Genomic DNA, 25,999 nt, shown 5'->3' on the forward strand with positions numbered 1-25,999 from the left:
TGGACGATGAGCCGGATGTCGAAGGCGAAACTTCTGAGCGTCGCGAGGCTGCCGGATTTTTGATGCAGATGCGGGATGTCGAAGCTCCAGCCCTGCTTCTGGCGGCCGGCGTGCTTGCGGGCGACGCGATAGAGCCAGCGCTCGACGCCGCCCGTCAGCCGGAAATAGGCAGGATCGATGGCGAGCACGAGCGATCGGTCGATGACGCCGCGGTAGAACCATTCCGGGAGGACGAACTCCATGCCTTCGACGCGGCCGCCGCGCGTCACGCACTCCTCCCATTCGTTGATCCAGGAGAATTGGCTGCGACGCCAATGCTCGCCGTTGCGAATGGTGGTGCAGATAGCGGTCGATTGCAGGCGGGTGAGCGCGCCTTTCAGCAGCTTGTAGTCACGAGCGCCGGTCGCCCGTCCGACCGCCTTGAGGAGTTGATAGGGCGTGAAGCGCAGAAAGCGGGAGGTCGTGAGGCCATGGTTCTCGGCCTCGACGATCTGGCTTGCCGCCCAGATCAGCACGTCGGCGTCCCAGATGGTCGCCATGCCGTGCTCGGGCATGGCGAAGACTTCCACGCGCGCGCCGGCCGCCTCGTAGAGGATCGGCGCCGTGCGCTTCGCCTTGGCGAGCGAGAAGAAGGGCCGCTCCATGAGATCGCGCTGATCGCGCGGCGAAGCGTCCCCCGTCGCGATGACGAAGGGGTGGAGCCGGCTTCGCTCGCTCGAGATGACGGGGAGGTGGCGCGGCATGGCGGCGTCGCCTCAGCGGTGGGAGTTCAGGCGGGCGATGCGCACGCCGGTGTCGAACCGGACGGCGTCGCGCGCTTCGACATATTGCGGATCGGATGTCGAGCGACAGGCGGCCCCATCGGCCCAGGCCTGCAGATCCTCGATCGCATAGACGACGCGCCCGCCGAGCTTGCGGAATGTCGGGCCGGCGCCGTGACAGCGGTATTTTTCGAGCGTGCGCGCGGAGAGGCTGAGCATTCGCGCGGCTTCATGCGTCCGGACGAAGCGCGTGGCGCCCTCGGGTGATTTGTCGCGCAAGAGACGCCTCCGTAGCGGTGAGGTGCGCCGCAGGGACGTCGCGGCGTTTCGAGATCACCGTGGCGGAGAAGAGAAGTGCAGGGGGAGGACGAAGTTTTGGGGCCGATCCGTGTCCCCCCTTCCGCGAGGCGCGCCGGGATGTCCAAGGAGACGGACAATGCGGAAGGTCATCAGCCGCCGCGAAGCAGCCGCTTGTAGCCGCCGTCCATTAGCGCGATGGAATCATGGATGAGACGGTTCGCCTTGCGGCGCGTCGCCGAGCTCTTCCACTCGAGCGCGGGAAGCGCAGCGTCCTCGGCGTCGATCAGGGCCGCGGCGATGTCGCGTGGCCCTGCGCCGCCGAGCCGAAAGTCGAGCGCGTGGAGCAACAGGATGAGACGCGCGCGTCGCTGCGCGGTCAATTGTAGCGCTCGAGGTAGCGGCCCTGCCGCCCCGCCCTGAAGGAGCCGAACGAGTCGGGACGCGCTTTCGAGCCGGATTTCGAGTGACGCGTCGAGCGGCAAAATGATCGCGGGACGGCTCGGCGCGCGTTCGTTCATCCAGAGATGAATCTCGCCTCGGGCGTCGCCGATCACGACCCGCCTGTCCCCCTCGGCGGACATGTCCGCGACGACCTTGCCGAAGGCGGTCGGATCGAAGGTCCCATCCGCCGCGAAGCGGGGCGGCGCCGAAGCGATGATCAGCGTGCCGGGGTCGACCTCAGGGAGCCAGAGCGCTGGCTCCCTTCCTGCCGGAGATTCCGGGTCATGAGCGAAATTGCAACCCCCAGCGACGCGCGAGGCTCGACAGCGCGGTCGTTTCGTCGACGGCGCCGCGTTCAATCCGCCTCAGCGTCTCGCGATAATCCTGGCGATATTTGGGGTTCCGGCGCAGGAATTCGAGCGCGAAACCGGAAGGGGTGAGCTCGTTCAATTGCTTGATGGAATCGGGAGTTTTCCAAAAATTCGTCGGCATGAAGCGCTCCTCGGCTTGGCCTCGTAGCTCGAGCGGCGACTTCGACGATTCCGGAATGGCAGAACCAAAACTAGCCCAAAGGGTTGCATCGCGTGCCGCGAGCGCCCGTGACCTTTTTATGGCAGGCGAGAAGAGAGACTATTGCGCGCGCGTGCCCAAAAGCTGCCGATAGCCGGCCGCGGACATCCATCTCGCTCTGGCCAAATGGCTTTCATGGATGATCTTCGCCCGTTCCGGCTCGCGATCCGGATCGATCCCGAAAATCACCGCGACGACCTCGCGCCAATCGGCGCCTTCTTCGGCCGCGTCCAGCAGTCGCAGGTAGATCGTGAGGTGACGTTCGTCGTAGGCGTTCACGTGCTCGGTGAGAGGCGGACGATCTTCGAAGGCTGGCGTGTTCATTGCGGACCTACCTGTCGCTCTATGCCGGCGAATTCATGGCGAGACAGCAGGATTATATCCCAGGATTGGTTGCAGCTCTATTCCGACGGTGATGCAATCGGCGCATCGCGTTGTTCGGTGGGGCGGAAGACTCACCGGATCGGCGGTAGGCAATTGTAGCATGGCGGCCGACGAATCAGAACGTTCATTCCTGGAATGAACGTTCTTGACTCGGCTTCCATGCCGCCATGGAAATAGAGGAGGTCATAGCTACGAATGTGCGCCGCCTGCGTAACGCCAGGAACTGGACGCAGGAAGCGCTTGCCGAGAAGGCGCAGCTGAGTTCTCGCTATGTCGGTGCGATCGAGCGCGCCAATGTGTCGGCGAGGGTGGGTATTATAGGGCGGATCGCCGATGCTTTCGGCGTAGAGCCCGCCGATCTTCTCAAGCGCAGCAAACCGAGAACCCGTGGTTGAGTTCGGCAAGCGACCCAAGGCTGGGCAGGACCGGCGCAACGTCTATTTGACGCCAAAATTTCCCTTCGCCCATGGTACCGGTGCGCGCGAGACCTCGGCATCGGCGGTGATGAGAGGGTGAGAGGCTGCGATGGCGGGGATTTCTCCCTGCGATGCGGCGAACTCCGCTAGCATGACGGAGCAGCGCGGCGAAAACTCGAAATCGAAGCCGCCGATCTCGCGACTGTGATTGGACCATGCTTCGCCTATTTCGGCGCGCCGCGCCTGGAACAGGCGCTTTAGCTGCCGCTTTGACTTTTCAGGCGGCGAAATTTTCTGAAATTGCGCGTGGTCAACTCTGATTCTGTCCGCTCCTTCTAGGCACCGCTTGTCGACGAAATTCGCTCTTATCGTTCAACGCGGCTTTGGAACGGGCTATGCTGGACTGGACTCTACCCGGCGCGATCAGGCCCGGTTTGCAGCCGCTAGGACGCCGAACCTCCAGCGGTCAGCGCTTTTTCTTCCTGCCATTGATGGTAGGTCAGCTTTGATCCAACAACCTTCCATTCTGAACGCCCGTTGGAATTGCGATCCAGAACCACCGCGGCTGCTGCCGAGGGGCTCTTGAACGCATAGGGCTTGGAGAAGGTATAGAATTTCGCCTCAGGCGTCGCGCCGAGTACTCCTTGTGCAATCAGTTCCTGTTTCAGTTCGCCGTAAGAATTTGTCCCCTGATAGCCGGCGTCCTTGAGGGCTTCGCTTCCCTGAAGGACCACGAATTCACCGTCTTCCTCGACGCCGGTCGCCTTTACGCCGCTCTTGTGACGGATCTCGAACCTTGTCTCGTCTAGCGTCGTTGCTTGCCCAGCCGCTTTGGTCGCTGAAACGGGGCGTGGCTTGAGCAAATCCAGACCGATAACGGGCAGAACAGTCTTCAGGTTTGCGAGGAATGCCTCCATGTTGGCCCGGTCGGCCTCCGGCATTCGCCGCTTGTCGGCGCTAGGCGCCTGGCCGTTGTCCAGGCTGACCCTGCCGGCGTTGATGGCGAGTTCGATCAGTCGCGCTTCGAGATAGCGGACATGGCCTTTGGTCAGGGCCTCATCGCTTGTCGTGATGACAACGGCTGTCTCCCAGAACCCTCGATCCGCGGCACTCTGCGCGATACGATCTCGAACGCTATCGGCTTCGCCGATGTAGGCGCGCATCGAAAGCGCATCCGTCGGGTCGGGACCGAATAGGATGTACACTCCGGTGCGATCGACTTCCGGCCGGGAAAGCAGCTTCGCAAAGGTTGACTGCGTCGCGACAAGAACCGAGCCAGTCCAGCCGTGGATAGAGGCGATGGTCAACCCATTGGGGTTTCCATTGACGAGAAACAGCTGGATTGTGCGCCCGAACGTTTCGACTGGCTGGCTCATGGGCATCCCTTCCGGACTCTCATCCGTTCAGACCGTGAAAGCCAGCTCTCAGCAGACAATGGAAGCTCGTTCAATTCCGAACGTACGACGGACCAATTTGGGTAAAGGCGATCCAAGTGCTGGAAGAACGCCTTGGTATGCTTGGTTTCAATCAGGTGGATCATCTCATGCACAATCACGTATTCGAGCATATCGCGCGGCTTCTTGGTCAGTTCGGTGTTGATTCTGATCGTCCTGCGCTGAGGGTTGCAGCTTCCCCATTTTGTCTTCATCCGCTGCAGGAAGTAGCCGCGAACTTTCACACCGATGCGGGCTTCCCACTTGCGGATCATCTCGGGAATCGCGTCGTGAAGAAGTCCCAGATGCCATTCGTGCATGATGCGCGCTCGCTGGTCCCGGGTGGTTCCTGGCCGCACCTGTAGATGGATCGTCCGGTGATCAACTTTGATCGTCGGCTTCTCGTCTCGCTCGGTCAGCTTCAGGAGATGCCTGCGGCCCCAGAGATAATGGGTTTCGCGCCCGCTGTATTGACGCGGCGCCTCGCGCGCCTGCTTCGCGAAGCGGTCGCGTTGCTGCCTGATCCAGCCAATGCGCGTGATCGCGTAGGCCCTCGCAATGTCTAATCTCGTTGCTGTTGGCGCGACAAGGGTCACGCGCCCGTCAGGCGGATGGACAGACAGATGGACGTTTTTCACGTCCTTCCGCGTCACACTGATCGCGATATCGCCGAGTTGAATGAGTTCAGCCATCAATACCCCGGCTGGTTCTTGATGATTTCGAACATGGCGAGAGTTGCGTCGCGGTCTCGATTGAACAATGGGAACAACACGTTTTTGACCTCCCGCTCCCGGACTGCGTCGCCTTTCCATCCGGCAGGAGCGTACTCGCGAACTGTGCGATCGATTTCCAGCGCCAGCTTCGCCTTTTCGTCGTCATCGGTCGGACAGGTGAAGCTGCTCGCCAGGATCGAAGCCAGATTGTTGAAGATCACCGTGGCCTCTCGGTTTCCATGAAGCGCTGCCGGCACGCCGTCGCTTTGGGTCTTGGCCGCTAGACGCTTGATGAGGTCCTCGGCATTTCGCAAGAACTCTTCATAGGACTCGGCGCTCTCGCGGGTTTGCCTGATCAGATCCTCCAAGAGTCGAGACATCTCATCGTAAAAGCGCGGATCGGTCAGTTGATCACGAATAATCGTTTTCCGAATGTTGTTGATAATGCCCTCAGCGACCGCGTTCTTCGAGAGCTTGCCCTTTTCGTTCAACTGCCTCGCGATGGCGTCGTGTATGCCCGTCTCAATGATCGCCTGCGTCAGGGAAACGCCTGAAAGGCTTCCGAGGGCCTGCGCCGGATCGGCCTGGATGTACGTGTTGAGAAGATGCCGCATATCAGCCTCGTACGGCTTGATATCGAGCTCTTCCCCGGAGTGTTTTTTGATGGCCGCGCGTAGATCTGAGTAAAGTTCCACCTCGCGCAGGATTGCGGCCTGCGCCATCGCATCGTATCCGGCTTCCTCGAGGTTCTGGGCGACCGCCGCATAGGCCCTCACGAAAGACGCGACCGCCTTGTAGAAGGATATTCGAAGCGCCTCCGTCTCGTCGAGCGCGTTCGGATTGGCCACATCGCCGCAGAAGTAGCGAAGATACTGCTCGATTTCCTTCGGGGGTGGCACCTGATCGCAGAGGTAATGCAAGGCCTCCCGGGCAGCGTCGAGACGGGCCTTGCCTTCTTCCAGCCAGCCCTTGATCTCGACGTTATTGTCGCCGCCGCTGCCCTGATCGATATCGAGTTCATCCGAGCTGTAGACCGCGATGGCGTGCTGGACGTTCCCAAAAAGCTCCTTGAAATCGACGATGTGACCAAAGATCTTGTCGTCGCCGTCGATCCGGTTGGTCCGGCAAATCGCCTGGAACAGCGTGTGATCACGCAGCTTGTCGTCGAGATAGATGTAGGTGCAGCTCGGCGCATCGAAGCCCGTGAGCAGCTTCGAAACGACGATCAGGAGCTTTGTGTTCGCCGGCTCCTCGATGAAGCGGCGCTTGATCTCGGTTTCGTAGGCGGTCGTGCTCTGGCCGCTCTTGAGGACGAACTTGGTGTAGGTGTCGAATTTGTAGCGCTCGTCGCTGTTGGCCGGTTCCCTTGAGATCGCATTGTGGTTCGGCTCGAAGGACGTGACGATCCCGACATGCGGGCCGAGCCGGGTGTTCTGGAACTCGCGGAAATACTCGCATGCGTCGCGGATCGAAGAGGCCACCAGAATGGCGGTCCCGCGGTCGTCGCTTAGGCGCGGTTTCAGATCGAAGTCCTGGACGATCTCGGCCACGATTCGCCGCTTGCGTTCGGTCGCGCTGAGCAATTCCTCCATGGTCGCCCAACGCTTCCGAAGCACGGCCTTCTGGAAGTTGTTCAGCCCCTTGGTCTTCTTCTCGAACCAGGCATCGATGGCGGTCGGGTTCGTCATGCGCTGAGGCACGTCGCGCGCTTCGTATTTCAGATCGAGGACGACCTTGTCGCGCACGGCCTCCTGGAACTTGTAAGTGTGGATATAGGTGCCGAAGACCTCGCGGGTCGTCTTGCTGTCCTTCTGAAACAGCGGCGTGCCGGTGAAGCCGACGAAGATCGCGCCTTCGAGCCAGCGCTTCATCTGCTTGTTCATGTCGCCGCTCTGGGTGCGGTGGCATTCGTCGACAAACACGTAGAAGCGACCGGTCACCCGCGGCGGCGGGCCGGAAAGGTCGGTGGAATCGAACTTGTGAATCAGTGCGCAGATCAGCCGCGGCGACGGCGTCCCCAGCCAGCTGACGAACTCGTCGCGGCGAGTGACGCGGGGCGACGGCGCCTCCGACCCGAGCACGCCCGCGTTGCGCATCACGCCTGCGATCTGCTTATCGAGTTCGTCGCGGTCGGTGACGATCAGCACCCGCGCATCGGGCTCGCGTTCCAGAATCCATTTGGCGAGCAACACCATGAGGATGCTCTTGCCCGAGCCTTGCGTGTGCCAGATCACGCCGCCCTCGTGCCGGGCCAGGCGTTCCTGCGCCAGCTTCAGGCCGGTGAACTGGTGATGCCGCGGCACCTTTTTGATGCCGGCGTCGAAGATCACGAAGTTGCGGATCAGATCGAGTAGCCGCTCCTTGTGCAGAAGTTGGCCCATCGGCCGGTCAAGAAGCGCGCCAGCAGGGAGTTCGCCTTCGGGCGGGTTTTCATCGCGCCATTCGACAAACAGGGTTTCGGGCGTGCCGATGGTGCCATAGCGTAGGCCCTGCGCATCGCTGGCCGCCAGCAGAAGCTGGGCGGTGGCGAAAAACGGTGCGTTGAAAATCTCGTCCTGATTGGAAATCAACTGGCGGACGCCATCGCCGATCTCGACCGCGGCGCGCTTCAATTCGGTCACCGCGACAGCGAGCCCGTTGAGATAGACGACGAGATCGGGGCGCCGCTCGTGCCCGCCCTTCAACGTCACTTCTTCGGCCAGGGCGAAGTCGTTGGCGTCGGCGTTTTCCCAATCGATCAGGTGCACCTTTTTGAAGGGCGCGCTGACGGAGGTTTGCACATCTACGCCATAGCGCAGCAGCGTGTAGGTCTTGAGGTTCGCCTGATAAAGCGTCGTGCCGGTGACCTCGATCGCCTGCATCAAACGGGTGAGCGCCGCATCGATCTCCGGCTTGGAATAGCCGCGGGCGGTGAGGTTGGCGCGCAGAAGTTCCGGCTCGACGCAGCGGTTGCCCGGCCGGCCCGACCAATCGCCGAGCTCCCGATAGCCGAGGCCGTCCGCAGCTTTTGCTTTGGTGATGAAGGCGGCGAGACGATTTTGCGTGACGCGTTCGCTGCGTGGGCGGTCAGGCATGCGCAGCCTCCTTCGTGTGCGGCGCCTCATCGCGCCGAACCGGCAAGCGCACGCGCCCAGTGAGCAGCGCCTGCATCATCGCCTGCTTGAGCGCGAGGGTCTTGTCGAAGCGGGTTTCAAGGGCGGAGATTTCGGCGTCCATATCCGAGAGCACGCCTGCAATAGCGGCTTGTTCGTTCTCGTCTGGTACGCTGATCTCTATCGCGGCAAGCGCCAGCGCCCCGATATGGACCACGGCGTCGCCCTGGCCCTTGTTGGCCTTCTGACGCACCACGTGCGGCGTGTTCAAGAGGTAGCCTAGAAATACTGGATCGCCGCTGGTCGGGCGCAGGATAATGATATCGCCGCCAGCATAAGCTTCAACATCATGGGCGAGCGCGACACACTTCCCAATCTCTTCCTTCGTCTCACCAGAAGCGGCGAAAAGTATATCGCCGCGCTGAATCCGCGTCGCACTGTGAGCCACGGCGCGCGAGATGTACGAGGCAAAGTGACGAACAACGTTTTGGTGCGTTGTGTAGATTTCCCCATACCGAACGCAAGGGATGTCTCCCGACTGCGCTTCGTCGCGGCGCACACCGCTACCCTTCATAAACCGACCAAGTGCTCCCAGCCGCTTCTCCTGCCACGGGGCGGTAAAGCCCGGCAGGCGGGTCTGGCCGGTGAGCAGGCGTTGCATCGCGCCTTGCCGCAGATCGCGCTTCTTGGCGATCAGGTGAGACAGCGCTGAGGTCAGATCCTCGATCTCTGACAACGCACAGGCGATCTCCTTTCGCTCCGCCTGAGAGGAAGGCATTGCAATTGCGAACTTCCGAACGGCAGAAATTGAAAATTCAAGACGGGTGGTGCCTACAACTGCATCGTTTATTCTACGTTGAGTGTGGTTGCCCTCAAGTTGACACATAACGAAACGCGGGTATTCCTCGTTCTTGATGCGCAGACGGGCGATTTCTCGGGCAATGTTTCCCTCGAAATGGTCCGGAACTATGCCTACTCGCCCAATGGTACCCTTCACTGAAAGCAGGACATCACCGGCACAAATCCTACTTCCCGCAAACCTCGCTTCTATAGATCTTGCTGATCTTGGGAGTGGTGCTGACGATATCTCCTTTATGAACTTTATTGGAACGATTGGAATCCCGCTTGGCGTGTCTGAGCCAATTTGCACGACACCATACCTAATGGGAGCTCTTGGATCGGTGATACTTTCGAGCGTCACGACCAGCCAATCCTCTGGGATTACGCCAATCGCGGTTGTCTTGTATCCGGGCCTCAGTGCCATGTGGCCCCCATCGCCTTAAGGTGACTGGCGACACGCGCGGCCAACAAATCGACCTTTTCCTCCAGCTTCGGCAGCGGCTTCTCGTAGCGCTCGGCCAGCTCACGCACGCGCGTCGTCAGGGACTGCGCCACGCGCGCGACTTCGCCGCCGACCCGCTCATCGATTGTAGCCAGCCATTTGTCGGCCACGACGAGGGTCTTCACCTCGTCGTCCGTGAGCGCGGCGTAGCGGGCGTGAACCTTGGCGAAAAGCTTTTCCTCCGCCGCCTTGCGCTTCTTCTTGGTCTCGTCGAAATTGTCGATCAGCGCCTGATAGGCGAGCAGAGCTTCTCGCTCGTCGGCCAGATCGGCGTCGCGCCCGATCTCCTTCAGCCGCGCTTTGATCGCCTTGGCCGTGATCTTCTGCTTCTCGCCTTCGCCTTCGATCACCTCGGCGAGCAGCCCGTCCTCGCCCGCACCTTCTTCAAGCTTCTCGGCCATCTTCTGTTCGAGTTCGGCCATGCGCGCGTCAAGCGCATTGATCACTAACTGATCTGCCGCGAAGTAGCGGGCGATGATCAGGCGCGACGGCGCCAGATCGGACGTGAAGCGGCGCTTACCGACCTGGTAATCGCCGGGCTCGGGCCAGACCAGCTTGCCCTCCTTGTTCTTGCGCTTGATGATTTCGCGTGGACGCACGCCTGCCGCCCAGCCGACGGCAGCAATCAGATACGCGTCGTCCTGCATCGACTCGGCCCAGTAGTCCATCAGGTGCTGATAGACGTCGTAAGGGTCGACGAGCGGTGCCTTGCGGAAGACTTCGAGCAAGTCCTCCGATAGAGCCTCGATGAATTCCTTCGGGTGTCCGCCGGGACCGAAGGCTCGCGCCGCGGCTTCCGTCCGCGCGCGCCAGGCGGCGAAGGTGTCGCCAGCGGCCTTGGTGAAAGCCTGAAACTCGGGATGGCCTTCGATCGTGGGCTTCACCTCGCCGACCGGCAACGTGAGCGACAGATATCCCAAGCGCAGATCGGCGAAGAGCTTGCCGCGAAGGGAGGGCATAACCTTCCACCACGCCGAAAGCGCCTCGATATCACGAGCCGGAATGCCGCCGTTCAAATGGGCGTCGATATCGTGGATGTCCTCGGCTTCGGAACTGTCGATATAGCGCGGCAGGTTGAGGTTATAGGCGTTCTTCGGGTCCGCGATCTCGTCATGGGGAACCATACGGGCGTAGCCGGGCACGTCGACGACGCGCGCAAAGGTATCGACGATGCGATGGATGTCCTGCTCGCGCAGCCGGTTCTTCGGGCCGTCCTTGCGGAAGCCCTTCGAGGCGTCAATCATGAACACGCCGCGCCGGGTGGCGGCGTTCTCTTTGTCGAGCACGACGATGCAGGCGGGAATGCCCGTGCCATAGAAGAGGTTCGGCGGCAGGCCGATGATGCCTTTCAGATAGCCGGACTTGACCAGCGCCTCGCGGATCTCGGCCTCGGCGTTTCCACGGAACAGCACGCCATGCGGCAGGATGCAGGCTGCCTTGCCGGTGCTCTTCATCGAGCGGATGATATGGAGCAGATAAGCGTAATCGCCCTGCTTGCGGGGCGGTGCGCCCCAGCTGAAACGCGCGTGCGGGTCGCGCGCAGTATCGATGCCGTTCGACCACGCCTTGTCCGAAAAGGGCGGATTGGCAACCACGTAGTCGTATGTGCGGAGTCGGTCACCATCGAGGAATTTCGGGCTGGCGAGCGTGTTACCGGCGATAATCTTCGCGGTCGGAAAGTCGTGCAGGATCATATTCATACGGGCGAGACCGGCCGTGGTCACGTCCTTTTCCTGACCCTCGAGCGTTATGCGCTTTCCTGCCTCGGCAGCCACCTTCAGCAACAACGATCCCGAGCCACATGTGGGGTCGTAGGCGGTCGTGCCCGCGACCGTGTTCTTCGGCGAGATGCCGATCACCTTAGCAATGATGCGGCTGACTTCCGACGGGGTGTAGAACTGGCCCTTGCTCTTGCCGCTCTCCGTCGCGAAATGCCGCATCAGATATTCATAGGCATCGCCCAGAATGTCGTCATGATCGGCCCGGTTCTTGGAGAAATCGAGATCTGGGCTTTCAAAGATCGCCACGAGGTTCGTGAGACGCTCGATGCGATCATTGCCGTCCCCGAGTTTGTTCGGGTCGTTGAAATCAGGAAAATCTGTGCGCGCTAAGCTTTCGTTGCTGTCGACCAGGGGCTGAATGATCTGCGTGTTGATCAGATCCCCGATGTTCGGATTGCCCTTGAGGGCGATCATGTCGTCGAAGCTGGTGCCTGGCGGGATTGTGATTGGCGGCGCTAGATCGTCACTCTTTGCGTACTTGTCGGAAACATATTTGATGAACAGCATGAAAAGGACGTAGTCCTTATACTGGCTAGCATCCATTCCGCCGCGCAACTCATCGCACGACGCCCAAAGAGACGAATAGAGATCCGACTTTTTTACTGCCATGCGTCGCTTCCCGAGCTGAACTGCGATATCTGCGACTTCAAAAAGCGCGATTCGCCGTCCCCATTTTTGACCACCATAAACGGCGACGCCGACGACGCGAAGGGGCGGCCAGTGTTGTGCAGCATTTTCTAGGCCGCGCGTTTGCTGCGCCCGGTCGCTTGCACTTCTCTCGCGCGGCTGGATCGTGTTTCTGAATGGCCCGAAATAACGGACACGGCGTGGACACAAGGGAAAGCCCCTTTGGCGAGAGCTAAATCGAACGTCGCATAAGCAATTGAATATCTTATAGTTTTGTTGCGAGAGCCAGATGTGAGCTAACTACCTTCAGGTTATGAGCCTAACGATCGCCAGCTGGGTCGTTTTTTCGCGTTCGCGGATCGTGGCCCTACCCGGAAAGCGATGCTCGGAATTTGCAGGGGGAGCGCCCCGCCGGGAAGGCGGGGCGCAGTGCCGCTCAGTCGCCGTTGCGGCGGCTCGGGCGGGACCAGATCAGGCTGTAGCCTTCGCCGCTCTCGTCGTCGAAGAGATTGGCGAAGATCGGGGCGTTGAAGCTCGGATCGTCGAGCTTGACGCCGAGATAATCGCGACCCTCATTGGAGCGCTTGGACCAGGCGGCTCCGATCTCCACTCGGCCCACGAAGACGCGGTGGCTGGGCGCATTGTCACCGGAGCGGCTGGTTTCGGGGACGATGCGAACGTTCTTCGCCTGGACGGAAAGGGTGATGATTTCGCCGGTGAACTCGTTGTTGCCGGTCTTCTTGAAGGTGCCGATGGTCGCCATTTTGAATTCTCCTCGATCTGAATTTCCGAGCCCGCCAGTGCGGCCTCGATGGCGATCGAAGGGCCGGAGGCGATCGGCGCGGCATCGCTCGCGACCGCAGCGTCAGCGGAGGATGGCGCAAGAGCGACTTTGTTGTTTCGCGAGGAATGGCGGCGCAGCCGTCAGGGGAAGAAAGTCGATCGGCGCCATTGCCGCATAGGCGATCGAGGCGCAGCCGGCCTTCGGCCAGATTCGCCCATCAAAGAGGCCGTTATGGAGCGCTTGGCCTGAAGGGATCGGGGCGAATTCGGCGACGGCATGCGACCGCAAAGATTCGGCGACGAGTGCCGACGATGATGACGATCCTCTGTCCGGCTTCAAAATTTCGTCATCGTCGCTTCCGAGCCGCTTATCGCGATGCCTCCCACCCCGCTGATTATCGGACGCCGTGAGATCGCTCTCGCCGAAGGATTGCTCCGAGGAGCATCACAATTTCGACCGCCTCGCCACGAAGATTCGAACTCGCCGCCGTAATAGCCGCCGTGTGTCACGACGATGAATTCGGAGAGATGCAGATCGACATGCGCCCACAGGAGCGGCTGCAACGGCGTCAGGCCCGCGCGAGACGCGCTTGTTCCCGCCCCGGCGGGGCGGTTCCGGCGATGCGGATCAAAGCGGTGACGCCGACCGCGACCGCGCCGACGAACGAAAAGATCATCTGCCATGTCGCGGACGGCATAGCCATCTGGGCAATACCGTGCGTGGCGTAATAGCCGGCGATCGTCGCCGGCGCAGCGTAGACGAGCACGATGGCGAGCCGGAGCCATGTCCAGGGAACGAAGGCGAGCGCCAGTTGCCCGACGCCAAACGTCACACCTGCGGCGATGACGCCAATGACGGCGCCGCCGAGCCAGCCGGCGCCCGTGTGAAAAGCCCAGGCGCCAACCGTCAGGCCGGCATAGAAAGGGAGCGCGAACACCGCGAACGTGAACAGCAGCCAGCAGAAAAAGCCGATGCCGGCGATGACGAATAGAGGTCCGAAGATGATCATAGCGGAGGTCTCCGTGAGACAAAGGTCTGACGAGCGCGCCTTCCACCACCACCACGGCGCGGCAGCGAGTCTAGCCGGAAAGATGAGAGAGGGCGAGCGAAAATCCCCGCAGGATTTTCGCCGCTCACAGTCGCAGCTTTCACTTCCTTCATCGCTGGAAGGGATCAAATTCATGTACGATGAAGGCGGGATCGCCGTCGTATTCGGTCGACGGCATGACGCCGTAGTCACCCGCGCCGTCATGGAAGACGACGACGCAGATCATGAGGGTGTTCGCGAGGTCCCAACCACGAGCGTGGGCGAAGGTGAGGTTTCGAGACATCGATCGGCTCCTGTTCTGAGGCGGGGGCCATCCCCGCGCGACAGGCGCCCGATGTGTCCGGCCGATGGCCGCGATCACCGCGCAGGTGAAGCCAAAGCGGCGGCACGCTCGCGTAGCCGACCCCTTGTGGGTTGATGGCGTCAGGCCATCGGTCGGATAGAGGATCAGCGCCGATCAGAGCGGGGTGGCGCTCGCCGACAGGAGTCGATTGCTTCGAAATCATTGACCCCGGTGGTGGATTGCTCGAACCTCCTCTATTGTCGGCCGACGACAGCGCATGTGCGGAGCGAGCGGGTCAGGATGCCGGCATGGCGGAGTTCACGGGGCATGACCTTCATCTTATGAAGAAGGCGCTCGTCATCGCGGCGCTGGCGATCGAGGGGCCGCCGGGGCCGTTTCAGTCCGCCTCGCATTTCAGCGACAAGAAGGCGTTGCTCGATGAGATCATAGAGAACGATACGGAATTGGCGCATGACGCGCGCGCGGCGAGGATCGCCGTGATCGGCGCGCCAGACTGAAATAAGCCTTTACGGAGAGGCGGCGACACGCTTTTGCGTTTCGACGCATTTCCGGCTCTGAGGGTCGGCGGCGCTCACGCGCCGCCTGCTCCGAAACGCCAAACCGGAATACCGAGCTTGCGAGCCTTGTCGGCGAGGTTTTCCTGGATGCCGGTTCCGGGAAAGACGATGACGCCGATCGGCAGGATTTCCAGCATCGCGTCGTTGCGCTTGAAGGGCGCGGCCTTCGCGTGCTTGGTCCAGTCGGGCTTGAAGGCGATCTGCGGAACCTTGCGGTGATCGGCCCAGCGGGCGGCGATTCGTTCGGCGCCTTTCGGACTGCCGCCATGCAGCAGCACCATGTCCGGATGCTTGGCGTGGACCTGGTCGAGCTTCGCCCAGATCAGGCGATGGTCGTTGAAGTCGAGGCCGCCGGTGACGGCGATCTTCGGACCGGCGGGCAACAGCACCTCGTTGTCGGAGCGCTTCTTCGCGGCGAGGAAGTCCCGGCTGTCGATCATCGCCGAGGTGAGATTGCGGTGATTGACCATCGATCCGCCGCGCGGTCGCCAGGATGATCCGGTGTGACGCTCGTAATGCTCGGCGGCCTGATCGCGCATCAGCTCGAATGCGTCCCGGCGCTCGAGGAGAGTCTGCCCTTCGGCGGCGAGCCGCTCCAGCTCGACGGATTTCACCTCGCCGCCATCCTGCTCGCGCTGCGAGCGGCGTTGCGCCTGCTCATTGTCGTCGAGTTCGCGCTCGATCCGCTCCACGGCGCGGTGAAAGAGATTGACGGTCGACCAGAGCAGGTCGCCGAGATCCGGTTCGAGGCGCGTATCCTGCAATGCCGCGATCAGCGCGTCGAAGATATCGGCGACGGCTCCCGAGACGATGCGCCCTTCCGGCAATGGCCTCGGATCGGGTTCGTCCTGAAAGGGGCGATAGCCATAGAGCTGGAGTTCCTGGAGGATATGGTCGGTCGGGGATGACGCGTGCGGCGGCTCGTGGCGGTCATCGTCGCGATCGGTGATCATGGCGCTTCCTTTCGTCGGATCGACCGCGCCCATCGCGGCCTTCATGGCGACGAAAGCGGCAGGCGGAACGGACCTGCACCCGCGGCGAAGCGAAGGGCCGGAGCACAGCGGAGGACGGCGAAGGCCGGCTATTTTGTCTCGCGATGGAAAGCGGCCGCGGGCCGCGCCGGAAAATAGCCGGCCGCAGCCGTTGCCGATCCGAGCCGCCTGCCGATCGATCGCCCTCTGAAGAAGGCCGTGGGGGCGGACCTCTCCGACAATTCAGGAAGCGTCATCATTCATCGTGACGTGAAGCCGCCGGCAGGGAGCGTCAACCCCTGCAGCCCGAGCCTATGCCGCCAGCTCCATGAAGCGCGCGACGTCCTGCGGGGCGATCTGCACACGTACGGCGGCCCGAAGCGCATCGAGCCCGAGCAGCCGCAGATCTTCGTTGAAGTCGCCGAGCGCCGGAGACAACACAATCGCCTCGATCCCGAGCTGCCGAGCCCGGTCGATCAACGCCGTCACCGCGCCGTCGCCGGCCGGATCGTCGTCTCGCGCGATGTAGAGTCTGCGCAATGTGTCGGAGAAGAGGATGGCGGAGAGATGCGCCGCCGACAGAGCCGCGGCCATCGGCATGGTGGGAAGCGCCGATCGCAGCGACAGAACGGTTTCGACGCCTTCGCCCGCCGCCATGACCTCGCCTGACACGCCGAAGCGGACCGCATGGCCGTTGAGATCGCCCATCGCCCGCCTCGGAGTTTCGATCGGCGCCTTTCCGAGCGTCGTCTCAGAGAAGCCGCGAGGATCGAGCCATGTGCGATGCACGCCGGTCAGGCGCCCGTCGAGGTCCGTGACGGAGGCGATCATCGCCGGCCAGATTTCGGTCGCGGAATGCTCGTCTGGCCGGTGATAGCAGCGGGGATGAAATCGGAGCGATGCGGTTTCGTGCAAAGCCGTAATGCCGCGATTGTGCAGATACGCTTCTGCGAGAGTCCCGGAAATCGGCTGCGACATAGCGAAAAGCCGTCTTGCCGACTCCCGCGAGTTGGCAGATGTTGAAGGTGATTTCGTCCTCTTCTTCATCGGCTCCGGCTCAGGGCGCGATAGTCTCAGGAACGAGCGCGCCTCATCGACAGTGTCCTTGAAATCGGCGAAGCCGCAACTCTCCTGGATGACGTCGAGCAGATCGCCATGTTCGCCGGTGGCGGCATCGGTCCATTTGCCGGCGGCGCCCTTGCCGCTCTTCGTCCCGATCAGTCGGACGAACATGGAGCGGCCGGGTGTGTTGTGAACATCGCCCACCAGCCAATAGCGGCCATCGCGATGTCCATTGTGAAGATAATGACGGCACACCGCCTCGGCCTGAAGGCCGAGACGCTGCGCGAGATCGGAGGCGTCATGACAGGCCATGTCACGCGGCCTCCTTTTCGCTGACGCGATGGAGCGGATAGCGCTCCATCAGCGTCGCGAGCACCGCAGGTCCGCTCGCGTCGACGGGCACGAACATGCGCAGCTTCCAGGAGATGATCTCGTGGAATAGCCCATAGGCAGAGAGACGCTCGCGCATCGCGTCGGTGAAACCCGACAGCTCGATGCGGTGCGCGCCCATGACGCGAACGCGGCGAAGCTGGAGATCCTCGGCGAGGTGGATTACGGCGCGGCCATCCGTCAGGGCGGCGAATGCATCCTCTGCGGAGAGATCGGCGCCAGCTGTGAGCGCTCCAGCGACCCAGGCAGGCGTGACCCGGCGGCCGATGATGCGCTCGCCGTCGTCGGTCTGAAGGCGGTAGACCCGTGTCGAATCCTTCGGGAGGCGTTTCCATATCGGCAGTAGCAGGCCCGCGACGATATGGATCGTGCTGTCGGAAAATTCCGGCACTGTAGCGACCTCGGCGCTCCACGCGGCGGCGAAAGCGCGCCCATCGGCCTCGGTCCAATTGCTTTCCTCCATCACCTTCAGCGACGCATAATGCTGCTCCATCGGCCGGACGAGGCGCACGCGCCGCTCGATCTCGCCATCATCGAGCATCAGCGACGGCGCAGGCAGTTGGATCGCCGATCGGCCCGAGCGCTCGTTGACGAGTGGCACAGCGTGCCGATCGGCGAGAAGATCGAGCGCCCGGTCGAGCGTCAGGGGATGATTGCGCTCGCGCTGCGTGATCGTCAGAAGGCGCGTCTCCGCCCCGGTGCCGAGATGGACGTAAATGGTCCGGCGATCGGTGACGAGGAAACTCTCGGCCCGCAGAGTTTCCAACCCGACGTCATAGACGCCGGCAACGATGGCGCCTTCGACCTTGGCGTTCAGCAATTGCTCGAACGCTGTGAACAGCACGCCCTGGAGTTCGATGGTCAGCGCCAGCAATCGATTGAGGAAGGTCGTGATCGGCGGCAGGTCGTCCTTGATCCCATTCGAATCCGTCAGCGACAGTCCGGTCGCCTCTTCGAAGGTCTGCAAAGAGCAGCCCTCGATCTTGCCGCGGACGAGCAGCAGATAGAGCTGGCGTAGCGCGCCGCGCGCATAATGGCTTTCGAGATTGTCTTCTGGACGGAACAGGCCCTGGCCGCCCGTTTGACGCTGCCCGCGCGTGATCGCGCCGAGCGTGTCGAGCCGGCGCGCGATCGTCGAGAGAAAGCGCTTCTCCGCCTTCACATCGGTCGCGATCGGCCGAAATAGCGGCGGCTGTGCCTGATTGGTGCGATTGGTGCGACCGAGGCCCTGGATGGCCGTGTCGGCCTTCCATCCGGGCTCGAGCAGATAATGGACGCGGAGCCGCTGGTTCCGGGCCGAGAGCTCCGCATGATAGCTGCGCCCGGTGCCGCCAGCGTCGGAAAAAACCAGGATGCGCTTCAGATCATCCATGAAGGCGGCGGTTTCGGCGAGATTGGCCGAGCCGGCGCGGCTTTCGACGGCGAGGCGGTCGCCCCTACGCACGATGCGCCGCGAGCGCCCCGTCACCTCGGCGACCGCATCGGTCCCGAAGCGCTGGACGATCTGGTCGAGCGCACCAGGAACCGGAGCCAGGGAAGCGAGCTTTTCGATCAGCGCAGTCCGACGGGCGACCGCCTCGCGGCTCTCGACCGGCTGGCCGTCGCGAAAGACTGGTCGGGACGACAGATTGCCTTCGCTGTCGGTGAAAGGCTCATAAAGCTGCACCGGGAATGAATGGGCGAGATAGTCGAGCACATATTCGCGCGGCGTGATGTCGACATGGACGTCGTTCCACTCCTCGGTGGGAATTTCCGAGAGGCGTCGCTCCATCAAAGCTTCGCCGGTCGAGACGATCTGGACGACGGCGGCGTGGCCTTCCTCCAAATCGCGTTCGATCGAGCGGATCAGCGTCGGCGTCTTCATGCTCGTCAGCAGATGGCCGAAGAAACGTTGCTTTGCAGATTCGAAGGCCGATCGTGCGGCGGCTTTGGCCTGCCGGTTGAGCGTGCCGGTCGCGCCGGTGACGTTCGCCGCCTGCATGGCGGCATCGAGATTATTGTGAATGACGGCGAAGGCTTCGGCGTATGAATCGTAGATGCGGATTTGCTCCGGCGTCAGCCGATGTTCGACCAGCTCGTATTCGACACCCTCATAGCTGAGCGAGCGGGCTGTATAGAGGCCGAGCGCGCGAAGGTCGCGGGCGAGCACCTCCATCGCTGCAACGCCGCCGGCTTCGATCGCCTCCACGAATTCGGCGCGCGTCGCGAAAGGAAAATCCTCGCCGCCCCAGAGGCCGAGGCGCTGGGCGTAAGCGAGATTATGGACCGTGGTGGCGCCGGTCGCCGAAACATAGACGATGCGCGTATTCGGCAGGGCGTGCTGGAGGCGAAGTCCTGCGCGCCCCTGCAGCGAGGCGGCCTGGTCGCCGCGTTCGCCCTTGCCGCCGGCGGCGTTCTGCATGGCGTGGCTCTCGTCGAAGATGATCACCCCGTCGAAATCGGGGCCCAACCATTCGACGATCTGCCGCACGCGGGAAGCCTTCTCGCCGCGCTCGTCGGACCGCAGCGTAGCGTAGGTTAAAAATAGGATACCTTCCTGCAGCGAAATCGGCTTGCCCTGCGGGAAGCGCGAGAGCGGCGTGACGAGCAGGCGCTCCATGCCGAGCGCCGACCAGTCGCGCTGCGCATCTTCGAGCAGCTTGTCGGATTTGGAGATCCACAGCGCCCTCCGGCGGCCCTGCATCCAATTGTCGAGGATGATCCCGGCCGATTGGCGGCCCTTGCCGGCGCCGGTGCCGTCGCCCAGCATGAAGCCGCGGCGGAAGCGAACGGCATTCTCCGCACCGTCGCGCGCCGCGGCGACGACGTCGAAGGTCTGGTCGACCGTCCACGAGCCGGCGAGAAACGCCGAATGGGCTTCGCCGGCGTAGATCACTGTTTCGAGCTGGGCGTCGGACAAAAGTCCGTCCGAGACGATGTTCGCCGGCAGCCGCGGCCGATAGCTGGGCTTCGGCGGCGCAACCGAGGCCATGGCGGCGGATTGCACCAGCTTGTTGGGATGCGGCTGAGAGCCGGGAATACGGATCGACTGCAATCCGTATTCTTCATAGATCGCATCCGTCAGCCGAGCGCCTTCTGATGGCGTCCAGTCGACGATCTCATAGGTGAGCGCGGCGCTCTCGGGCGCGCCGGGGAGCGTCTCTCGGCGAACCGGAGCGTTTCGAACGGAAACGGCTGGCGCCGTGCGCGGCCGCGGACCGCAGGCCGGCGCCGGCAAGGCGACCGGCAGGCGCGGCGGCGCCAGCTCACCAATCCAGGCGAGGAGTGTCGCGACATCGGGCGCGATGCCGGGCGACGCCGAAACGACGGTCGGGTCCTCCGCCGGCAGTTTGTCAATGATGGTCAGTCGCGTCTCGATCGATGTGCCGTGCTTGGCGTAGACGGCGCCGTCTATCGCGGCGGAAAAGGCGACACGGCCACGCCGCTGAAGGCCGATGAAGGCGTCTCGCCAAGCAGGCGCGTCGGGCGCGAAGTTCGCGCCGGTGATCGCGACGAGGCGGCCGCCGTCGGCCAATCGCGCCAGAGCGGAGGCGATGTGACGATGAGCGGCATCCGCCATGCGGCCGGAGACATTCGCCATGGCTGAGAACGGCGGGTTCATCACCACGACGGAAGGAACGATTGCCGGATCGAGATGATCGTCGATCTGCGCCGCGTCGAAGCGAGTGACCGGAGCGAAGGGAAAAAGAAGAGAGAGAAGCTCCGCACGGGTTTCGGCGAGCTCATTGAGAATGACCGATGCGCCGACCGTCTCAGCGAGAACGGCGAGCAGTCCCGTGCCGGCCGAGGGTTCGAGGACTCGGTCAGAGGGCGAAGTCGCCGCAGCGGCGAGAACAGCGAGGCCGAGCGGGATCGGCGTCGAGAATTGCTGGAAAGTCTCGCTTTCCTCCGATCGGCGCGTATGCGTCGGCAAGAGGTCTGCGATCTTCGACAGCATCGGAAGGACGGCCGCCGGAGAGCCGGCTTTGCGGAGAAGCGCCTTTCCGTATCTGCGCAGGAAAAGGACTGTCGCCGCCTCGCAGGCGTCATAGCCCATTTTCCAGTCCCAGGCGCCGGAGGCGTCCGACGCGCCGAAAGCGGATTCCATCGCTGCGCGCAGGATTGCGGCGTCGACGCGGCGGCCCTGTTCGAGATGAGGAAGGAGACGGCGAGCCGCATCGGCGATCGCGGAGCCGGCAGAAGCGTGACAAGCGAGAGTCGACGTAGCCGCGTCGGCGGCCGCGAGAGCAGACATTTTGAACATGGGAGAGGTCTCGGGAGAGCGGGAGAGCACGAGCCGACTGGCGCTTTCTCTCGGACCCGCCGGCTCGCCTCCCTTCCGGCCGGACTCTTCCTCTCACCGCGATTCCGACGACTCGTGGGAGAGCACGGTTATTCGGAATGGCGTGAGGCGAGGCCACAGGCGCTCGATGATGGAATTCTCGATCGCGGGCATGAAAAATGGCGGAGCGCATTTCAACGCTCCGCCGAACGACCATTCAGCCGCAATCGGAATCGGCGCTCTCGGCTGCTTCATCGTCCGAGAGAAATTCGGGCAACTCTTCGGATTCGTCGGCTGCTTCGCCAGCCGCAAGCTCTGCCTGCACACCGTCGTCGACTCGCAAAGGCTCCGGCAGCCAGCCGGAGTCGGCGAGCAGGCGTTCGGCTTCGACCGCCATCTCGCCCTTTTTCAGATGTTCGATGAGCTGAATAGCCCGTTCTCCCTTGGCCTCGCGGACGGCGTCCAGGATCCGTCGCTTCGGCACGCGACCGAGATAATTGTCGACGGTCGGCTTCCAACCGGCGTCGACCATGTTCAAGCCGACCGCTCGAGCGAGTCGGTCGGCATTCTTCAGGCGCTGCTGCACCGAATGCGCGGTGAGCGCGCCGCCGCCGTAGCGGTCCGCCTTCTCATGGAGGGCATTGACGCCATGGCTGACGCAATGCGCGAGCAGTGCGAGGCGATGCGCGTCGTCGAGGCCGACGAGCCAATCCCAGAGCTCCTGGTCGTCTCTGGGAATGCTCGATTTCCACGCGTCCTGCCGCTCCGTGATCGCGTGTGAGCTGGCGCTGTTCTTCAGATCCGTGGGCTGGATCGGAAAGGCGATCTGACGCAAGGAAATTTCCAAGCCGGAGGTCGAAGTCGACGCGTAATGGAAGGTGTCCGCGACGAGCTTGTGCAGGAGCGCCGTCATGGCGACACGCGGATTATTCGCGACGGCGTTCTGCAACGCCAATGTTCTGTGCGCGGTCAGCTCGATCATCAGCCGCTCGGGCAATGGCGTGAGCGCATCGGCTTCATCTTCCTCCGAGTCGACCGGGCGTCCTTCGATGGTGATGACGGGCTGCTGTGTGGTCGGAGCAATCGCTGGTGAGAATTCATCTGCGCCCGCGTCATCGTTCGTGCTTTTCTCATGAGCGGGCGGCTCGTCCTCGGGCCGCACATAGCCGCGATCGACAGAGAGAAGGCCTTCGGCGTCGATGCTGACGAATGCTCCAGCGCGCGCGACGTCGCCCGGGTCGAAGCTCCGCGGTCGATTTTGCAGCTCGGCGAGCGCCGTTTCGATCTCGCCCAGGCGCCGGTCGACATCCTCCGGCAGTTCGTCGACTTTTTCATATTCGGTCTCCAGGCTCTCATGTTCGGCCTCGAGCGAATCGATCGTCGCCTGTTCGTCGTCGGTCAACTCGGTGGACGCGCCGACGAGTTCTCTCAGCCTATTCGTATGTCCGAATGGAAACGAGACCGCGATCTCGATCCATTTCCAGCCTTCCGCGGCGACGGATTCGGCCGCCACCTTCAACTTCTCGATGACGAGGCTGTCGAGCAGCGCGACATTTTCCAGCCAGCCGCCGTCGTCGTGCTGGAACAGGTCACGCATGACGATGCCTCCTGCCGCTTCATAGGCGTCGAGGCCGACGAAGACGGCTCGCCGATCGGCGGCGCGCACGGCTTTTTCTGTCAGCATGCGACGGATCTGGTAAGGTTCCTTCGACCATGACTTTTCCAGCGCCGCCCAGACCTGCTCCTGGCGAGCATGGTCCGACGAGACGGTGAATGCCATCAGCTGCTCCAGCGACATTCCGTCTTCGGCATAGATGTCGAGGAGCTTCTCCGACACAGTGGTCAGCCGCAGGCGCTGCTTCACGACATTGACGCCGATGAAGAAGGCCGCGGCGATGTCCTCCTCGGATTTGCCCTTGGCCCGCATCGCCTGAAAGGCGCGGAACTGATCGAGCGGATGCAGCGGCGCACGCTGGAGATTCTCGGCGAGCGAGTCGTCTTCTGCGAGGATGTCGCTCGCGGGATCCCGGACGACGCAGGGGACGGGCGCCGTTTTGGCGAGCCGCTTCTGTTTGACCAAAAGCTCGAGCGCTCGATAACGTCGGCCGCCCGCGGGAATCTCGAACATGCCGGTCTCGGCGCCATCGGCGTCGAGCACGGGCCGCACGTTCAGACTCTGAAGCAGCGTGCGCCGTGCGATGTCCTCCGCGAGCTCCTCGATTGAGACGCCGGCCTTCACGCGCCGGACATTCGCCTGGGAGAGGACGAGCTTGTTGAAAGGGATGTCGCGCGAGGACGACAGTGTGATCTTCTGAGCAGCAGTGGCCATCGGGATAAACTCCATGACGGGCGGCCGAAAGCCTCTCTCTCGGCTCGCAACCCGTCACGAAGGACGGCGCCGCCCTCTGCCTCTGAGGACGACGCCGTGGGAACGAGGATCAGATGATGCGGAAATGCACGAAGCCGGAGATACGGATTTCCGCGTCTCCGGCTTTCCGGAATTCAGGCTGCGCGATCGAGGAGCTTCTTGGCGCGCGCCTCCATATCGAGACGGGCGTCCTGATGGGTCTTGTTCCGCGCGACGGCGGTGATGCCCTGCACGAAATCGAAGATGCTCTCGGGCTTGCGGCCTTCCTCGGCCAACACCGTCTCGATGATCTTCGCCGTCTCCTTCTTGGAAAAGCCGCGCCGTCGCAGGAACTCGTCGCGGTCCTCGTCGGTGCGCGCGACGATCTTTTCCCGCGCCGCCTTGACGCCGTTCACGAATGGCATGGGCGAGGAATCGGCGAAGCGGGTCAGCGCCGGGGCGGCCTCATGCGCGAAGCGTGAGGCGGCGTATTTCGAGTGGCGGATGGTGATCTCCTCGAAATCCTCGACGCCCCATAAATTCCTATTTTGACATACCGCGCGGAGATAGAAGCTCGCCATGCCGAGCGTCTTTGCGCCGACTTCGGAATTCCAGCAGTAGAACCCGCGGAAATAAAGATCGGGCGATCCATCCGGCAGTCGACCGGCTTCGATCGGATTGAGATCGTCCACGAGAAAGAGAAAAACATCGCGGTCCGATGCGTAGAGGGTCGTGGTGTCCTGGGTGATATCGACGTGCGGATGGTAGACGCCGGTCGACCAGTCGAGCACGCCCGGCACCTTCCACCGCGTATCGCCTGTGCCGTTTCCCGCGATGCGCTGCACCGCCTCGACGAGTTCGTGATCATAGATGCGGCCATAGTCCGGGCCGGTGACGGCGCGTAGCTCAACGCGACCATCCTCGATCTCCAGCGTCTTGACCTGTTCGGCGCGATTGGAGGTCAAACCGTATTGCAGGTTGATGCCAGCGAGCGGCGCCGGGAGCTGGCGGAGGTAGGCGGCCGGCGCGCCGACCAGGCTCGCGAGCTGACCGAAGCTCCAATGCGTCGGCGCGATCGGCGCGTCCGAGCCGGGCAATGTCAGAGTGAGGCGCTCCGCGTTACCGCGGTCGGCCTCCACCCGGATCGCCGCGCTCTCCACCGTCCGGGTCCGGCTGCTATCGGTCCGGCCGCGCACGGCGGCGAAGAGGTCCGATAGGGACAGGTAGCGCTCGTCGGCCGGCCGCGAGAACCATTCCGAGGACACGCGGCCGATTCGCTCTCCTCGGCTCACGTCCACCTTGTAACCGCCGGCGCGATCGCGAACGGCATCCAAAACCTGCACTTGGGTCATGGGTCATCTCCGCGACGGGCGCCGCAGGCCTTTCCTCCGGCTCAACCCGTCACGGCAAAGCCAATCCGCGCTCTCACTCTAAAGGGGTGAGAGCATGCGCTGCGCTTCTCGGATACTGCCGGTTTGACGTGCAGCATCTGCCCACACCGAGATCGGGAACATTCCCTCGAAGAGGAGGTCACGTTCGATCCCGAGGCCGAGCGGCAGGCGGACCGCCATCATTTCGGCGAGGCTAAACGAGCCGAGTTCCGGCTCGCCGAGGTCGGCGAGGCCGAACAATGTGTCGCCATCCGCGTCGAGTTCGGTGGCAAGCCAGACGCCTTTGCCGAGCGGGTTGAAGAATTTGACGACCGGGACGTGGTCGTCGTCACCTCGATCAGATCAGGGTGAGGACCTCGAATTTTCGGTAGCGCACAGCCAAACTGTTCAAGCAGACCTTGATCGACTCGGAGGGAAGGGTTTGATAGCCATTTCTTAAAAGATCGGGTAGGTTACCCGACCTGAGGGAGCGACTTTGCGCTACGTCACAACGCCTCATGCCTGCCAGCTCACCGGTCTTTCTACCGAAAAGCTTCGGGAATGGACGAGCCGTCGCGCCTTGATTCCAGCCGACGTGAAGCCCAGACGGAAGGGATCTCCGGCCAAGTACACGTGGCAAACCATCCTGATTCTAAGGCTCGCAGTGACCCTGCGGGAGCAATTTCATATCGAACTCCAGGCTCATAAGAGCCTTTTCAACAGCCTGCGACGGGAGCTGCGCACCAAGTCGTTTATCGCCCTCTGCGGACAGAACTTGGCCCTCCTCGGCGGCGACCGATGGACATTCGTGGAGGACGCAGCCGGTCACCTTCCGGCCGACGACGTCTTGCTCCTTCGCCTACGCGCTCACCTGGATGTGTTGTCGGCAGGCTTCGCCTTGCCCAGTCCGGCTACGGTTTCCGGCCAATTCGATCTATTCCCGGTCCAGGCCGTCGCTGGCCCGCCAGTCAAACAAGTGCGGCGGCGAGCCCCGAGCAAGCTGACCGTGCCGGCACGGAGGCGTTCGGCATGAGGCGCGTAATTG

The 25,999-nt window shown here is 62.6% G+C and carries 21 protein-coding genes and 1 pseudogene; 3 read left to right on the forward strand and 19 right to left on the reverse strand.

The annotated features are described in order from the left end of the window. The 5 genes from K3F48_RS19915 to K3F48_RS19935 all read right to left on the reverse strand — a co-directional run. Positions 1-743, reverse strand: a 743-nt coding sequence (locus K3F48_RS19915; RefSeq protein ID WP_222577190.1) for a replication initiator protein A, incomplete at its 3' end; no start/stop codon positions are given. Positions 744-755: 12 nt separating this feature from the next. Next, positions 756-980 carry a DNA-binding protein gene (locus K3F48_RS19920; protein WP_255609465.1) on the reverse strand — a complete coding sequence of 75 codons (225 nt, stop codon included), beginning with the start codon at positions 978-980 and terminating at the stop codon, positions 756-758. Positions 981-1,210: 230 nt separating this feature from the next. Further along, positions 1,211-1,642 carry a DUF2285 domain-containing protein gene (locus K3F48_RS19925; protein ID WP_370631459.1) on the reverse strand — a complete coding sequence of 144 codons (432 nt, stop codon included), beginning with the start codon at positions 1,640-1,642 and terminating at the stop codon, positions 1,211-1,213. A 142-nt stretch (positions 1,643-1,784) separates the two neighbouring features. Further along, a complete protein-coding gene (locus K3F48_RS19930; RefSeq protein WP_222577193.1) occupies positions 1,785-1,994 on the reverse strand; it encodes a transcriptional regulator domain-containing protein in 210 nt (69 codons plus the stop codon). 138 nt (positions 1,995-2,132) lie between these two features. After that, complete coding sequence (locus K3F48_RS19935; RefSeq protein WP_370631460.1) at positions 2,133-2,396, reverse strand: DNA -binding domain-containing protein; 264 nt, start codon at positions 2,394-2,396, stop codon at positions 2,133-2,135. A 227-nt stretch (positions 2,397-2,623) separates the two neighbouring features. Here K3F48_RS19935 and K3F48_RS19940 point away from each other — a divergent pair, with 227 nt between their 5' ends. Further along, positions 2,624-2,851, forward strand: a complete 228-nt coding sequence (locus tag K3F48_RS19940) for a helix-turn-helix domain-containing protein (protein ID WP_222577194.1) — start codon at positions 2,624-2,626, stop codon at positions 2,849-2,851. A gap of 464 nt (positions 2,852-3,315) precedes the next feature. Here K3F48_RS19940 and K3F48_RS19945 read toward each other — a convergent pair whose 3' ends face one another. The 8 genes from K3F48_RS19945 to K3F48_RS19980 form a co-directional block, all read right to left on the reverse strand. After that, positions 3,316-4,248: a GIY-YIG nuclease family protein gene (locus tag K3F48_RS19945; RefSeq protein ID WP_222577195.1), complete on the reverse strand. Its 933-nt coding sequence runs from the start codon at positions 4,246-4,248 to the stop codon at positions 3,316-3,318. Then, positions 4,245-4,997: a M48 family metallopeptidase gene (locus tag K3F48_RS19950; RefSeq protein WP_222577196.1), complete on the reverse strand. Its 753-nt coding sequence runs from the start codon at positions 4,995-4,997 to the stop codon at positions 4,245-4,247. Before K3F48_RS19950 ends, K3F48_RS19945 begins: the two co-directional genes overlap by 4 nt. Further along, positions 4,997-8,092, reverse strand: coding sequence for a type I restriction endonuclease subunit R (locus K3F48_RS19955; protein ID WP_222577197.1), 3,096 nt, complete (start codon positions 8,090-8,092; stop codon positions 4,997-4,999). Before K3F48_RS19955 ends, K3F48_RS19950 begins: the two co-directional genes overlap by 1 nt. Next, complete coding sequence (locus K3F48_RS19960; protein WP_255609452.1) at positions 8,085-9,374, reverse strand: restriction endonuclease subunit S; 1,290 nt, start codon at positions 9,372-9,374, stop codon at positions 8,085-8,087. The genes K3F48_RS19955 and K3F48_RS19960 overlap by 8 nt, the downstream gene beginning before the upstream one ends. Next, positions 9,365-11,842 carry an N-6 DNA methylase gene (locus K3F48_RS19965; protein ID WP_222577199.1) on the reverse strand — a complete coding sequence of 826 codons (2,478 nt, stop codon included), beginning with the start codon at positions 11,840-11,842 and terminating at the stop codon, positions 9,365-9,367. Before K3F48_RS19965 ends, K3F48_RS19960 begins: the two co-directional genes overlap by 10 nt. Before the next feature lie 454 nt (positions 11,843-12,296). After that, complete coding sequence (locus K3F48_RS19970) at positions 12,297-12,623, reverse strand: DUF736 domain-containing protein (RefSeq protein WP_222577200.1); 327 nt, start codon at positions 12,621-12,623, stop codon at positions 12,297-12,299. Positions 12,624-13,212: 589 nt separating this feature from the next. Beyond that, positions 13,213-13,653, reverse strand: coding sequence for a hypothetical protein (locus K3F48_RS19975; RefSeq protein WP_222577201.1), 441 nt, complete (start codon positions 13,651-13,653; stop codon positions 13,213-13,215). 148 nt (positions 13,654-13,801) lie between these two features. After that, complete coding sequence (locus tag K3F48_RS19980; protein WP_222577202.1) at positions 13,802-13,975, reverse strand: hypothetical protein; 174 nt, start codon at positions 13,973-13,975, stop codon at positions 13,802-13,804. Positions 13,976-14,283: 308 nt separating this feature from the next. On the opposite strand from K3F48_RS19980, the gene K3F48_RS19985 reads away from it, so the two are divergent. Beyond that, complete coding sequence (locus K3F48_RS19985; RefSeq protein WP_222577203.1) at positions 14,284-14,493, forward strand: hypothetical protein; 210 nt, start codon at positions 14,284-14,286, stop codon at positions 14,491-14,493. Positions 14,494-14,567: 74 nt separating this feature from the next. On the opposite strand, the gene K3F48_RS19990 is transcribed toward K3F48_RS19985, so the two are convergent. The 6 genes and pseudogenes from K3F48_RS19990 to K3F48_RS20015 all read right to left on the reverse strand — a co-directional run. After that, on the reverse strand, positions 14,568-15,506 hold the full coding sequence (locus K3F48_RS19990; protein ID WP_222577204.1) for a DUF2493 domain-containing protein: 939 nt from the start codon (positions 15,504-15,506) through the stop codon (positions 14,568-14,570). Between the two features lie 330 nt (positions 15,507-15,836). After that, on the reverse strand, positions 15,837-16,898 hold the full coding sequence (locus tag K3F48_RS19995; protein WP_222577205.1) for a toprim domain-containing protein: 1,062 nt from the start codon (positions 16,896-16,898) through the stop codon (positions 15,837-15,839). Between the two features lies 1 nt (position 16,899). After that, on the reverse strand, positions 16,900-21,219 hold the full coding sequence (locus K3F48_RS20000; protein ID WP_222577206.1) for a strawberry notch-like NTP hydrolase domain-containing protein: 4,320 nt from the start codon (positions 21,217-21,219) through the stop codon (positions 16,900-16,902). Between the two features lie 235 nt (positions 21,220-21,454). Next, on the reverse strand, positions 21,455-23,566 hold the full coding sequence (locus K3F48_RS20005) for a ParB/RepB/Spo0J family partition protein (protein ID WP_222577207.1): 2,112 nt from the start codon (positions 23,564-23,566) through the stop codon (positions 21,455-21,457). Positions 23,567-23,739: 173 nt separating this feature from the next. Continuing rightward, the gene (locus K3F48_RS20010; RefSeq protein WP_222577208.1) at positions 23,740-24,936 is read right to left on the reverse strand and encodes a DUF932 domain-containing protein; all 1,197 of its coding nucleotides are present in this window, start codon (positions 24,934-24,936) and stop codon (positions 23,740-23,742) included. A 78-nt stretch (positions 24,937-25,014) separates the two neighbouring features. Further along, positions 25,015-25,305 (reverse strand): annotated as a pseudogene (locus K3F48_RS20015) (DUF2958 domain-containing protein); the annotation flags it as partial. Between the two features lie 145 nt (positions 25,306-25,450). On the opposite strand from K3F48_RS20015, the gene K3F48_RS20020 reads away from it, so the two are divergent. Next, positions 25,451-25,987 (forward strand): MerR family transcriptional regulator, encoded by a 537-nt coding sequence (locus tag K3F48_RS20020; RefSeq protein ID WP_222577209.1) that lies wholly within the window; start codon positions 25,451-25,453, stop codon positions 25,985-25,987. Positions 25,988-25,999: the final 12 nt, after the last annotated feature.

It is taken from the genome of Methylosinus sp. Sm6 (assembly GCF_019802345.1).
Classification (GTDB): Bacteria; Pseudomonadota; Alphaproteobacteria; order Rhizobiales; family Beijerinckiaceae; genus Methylosinus.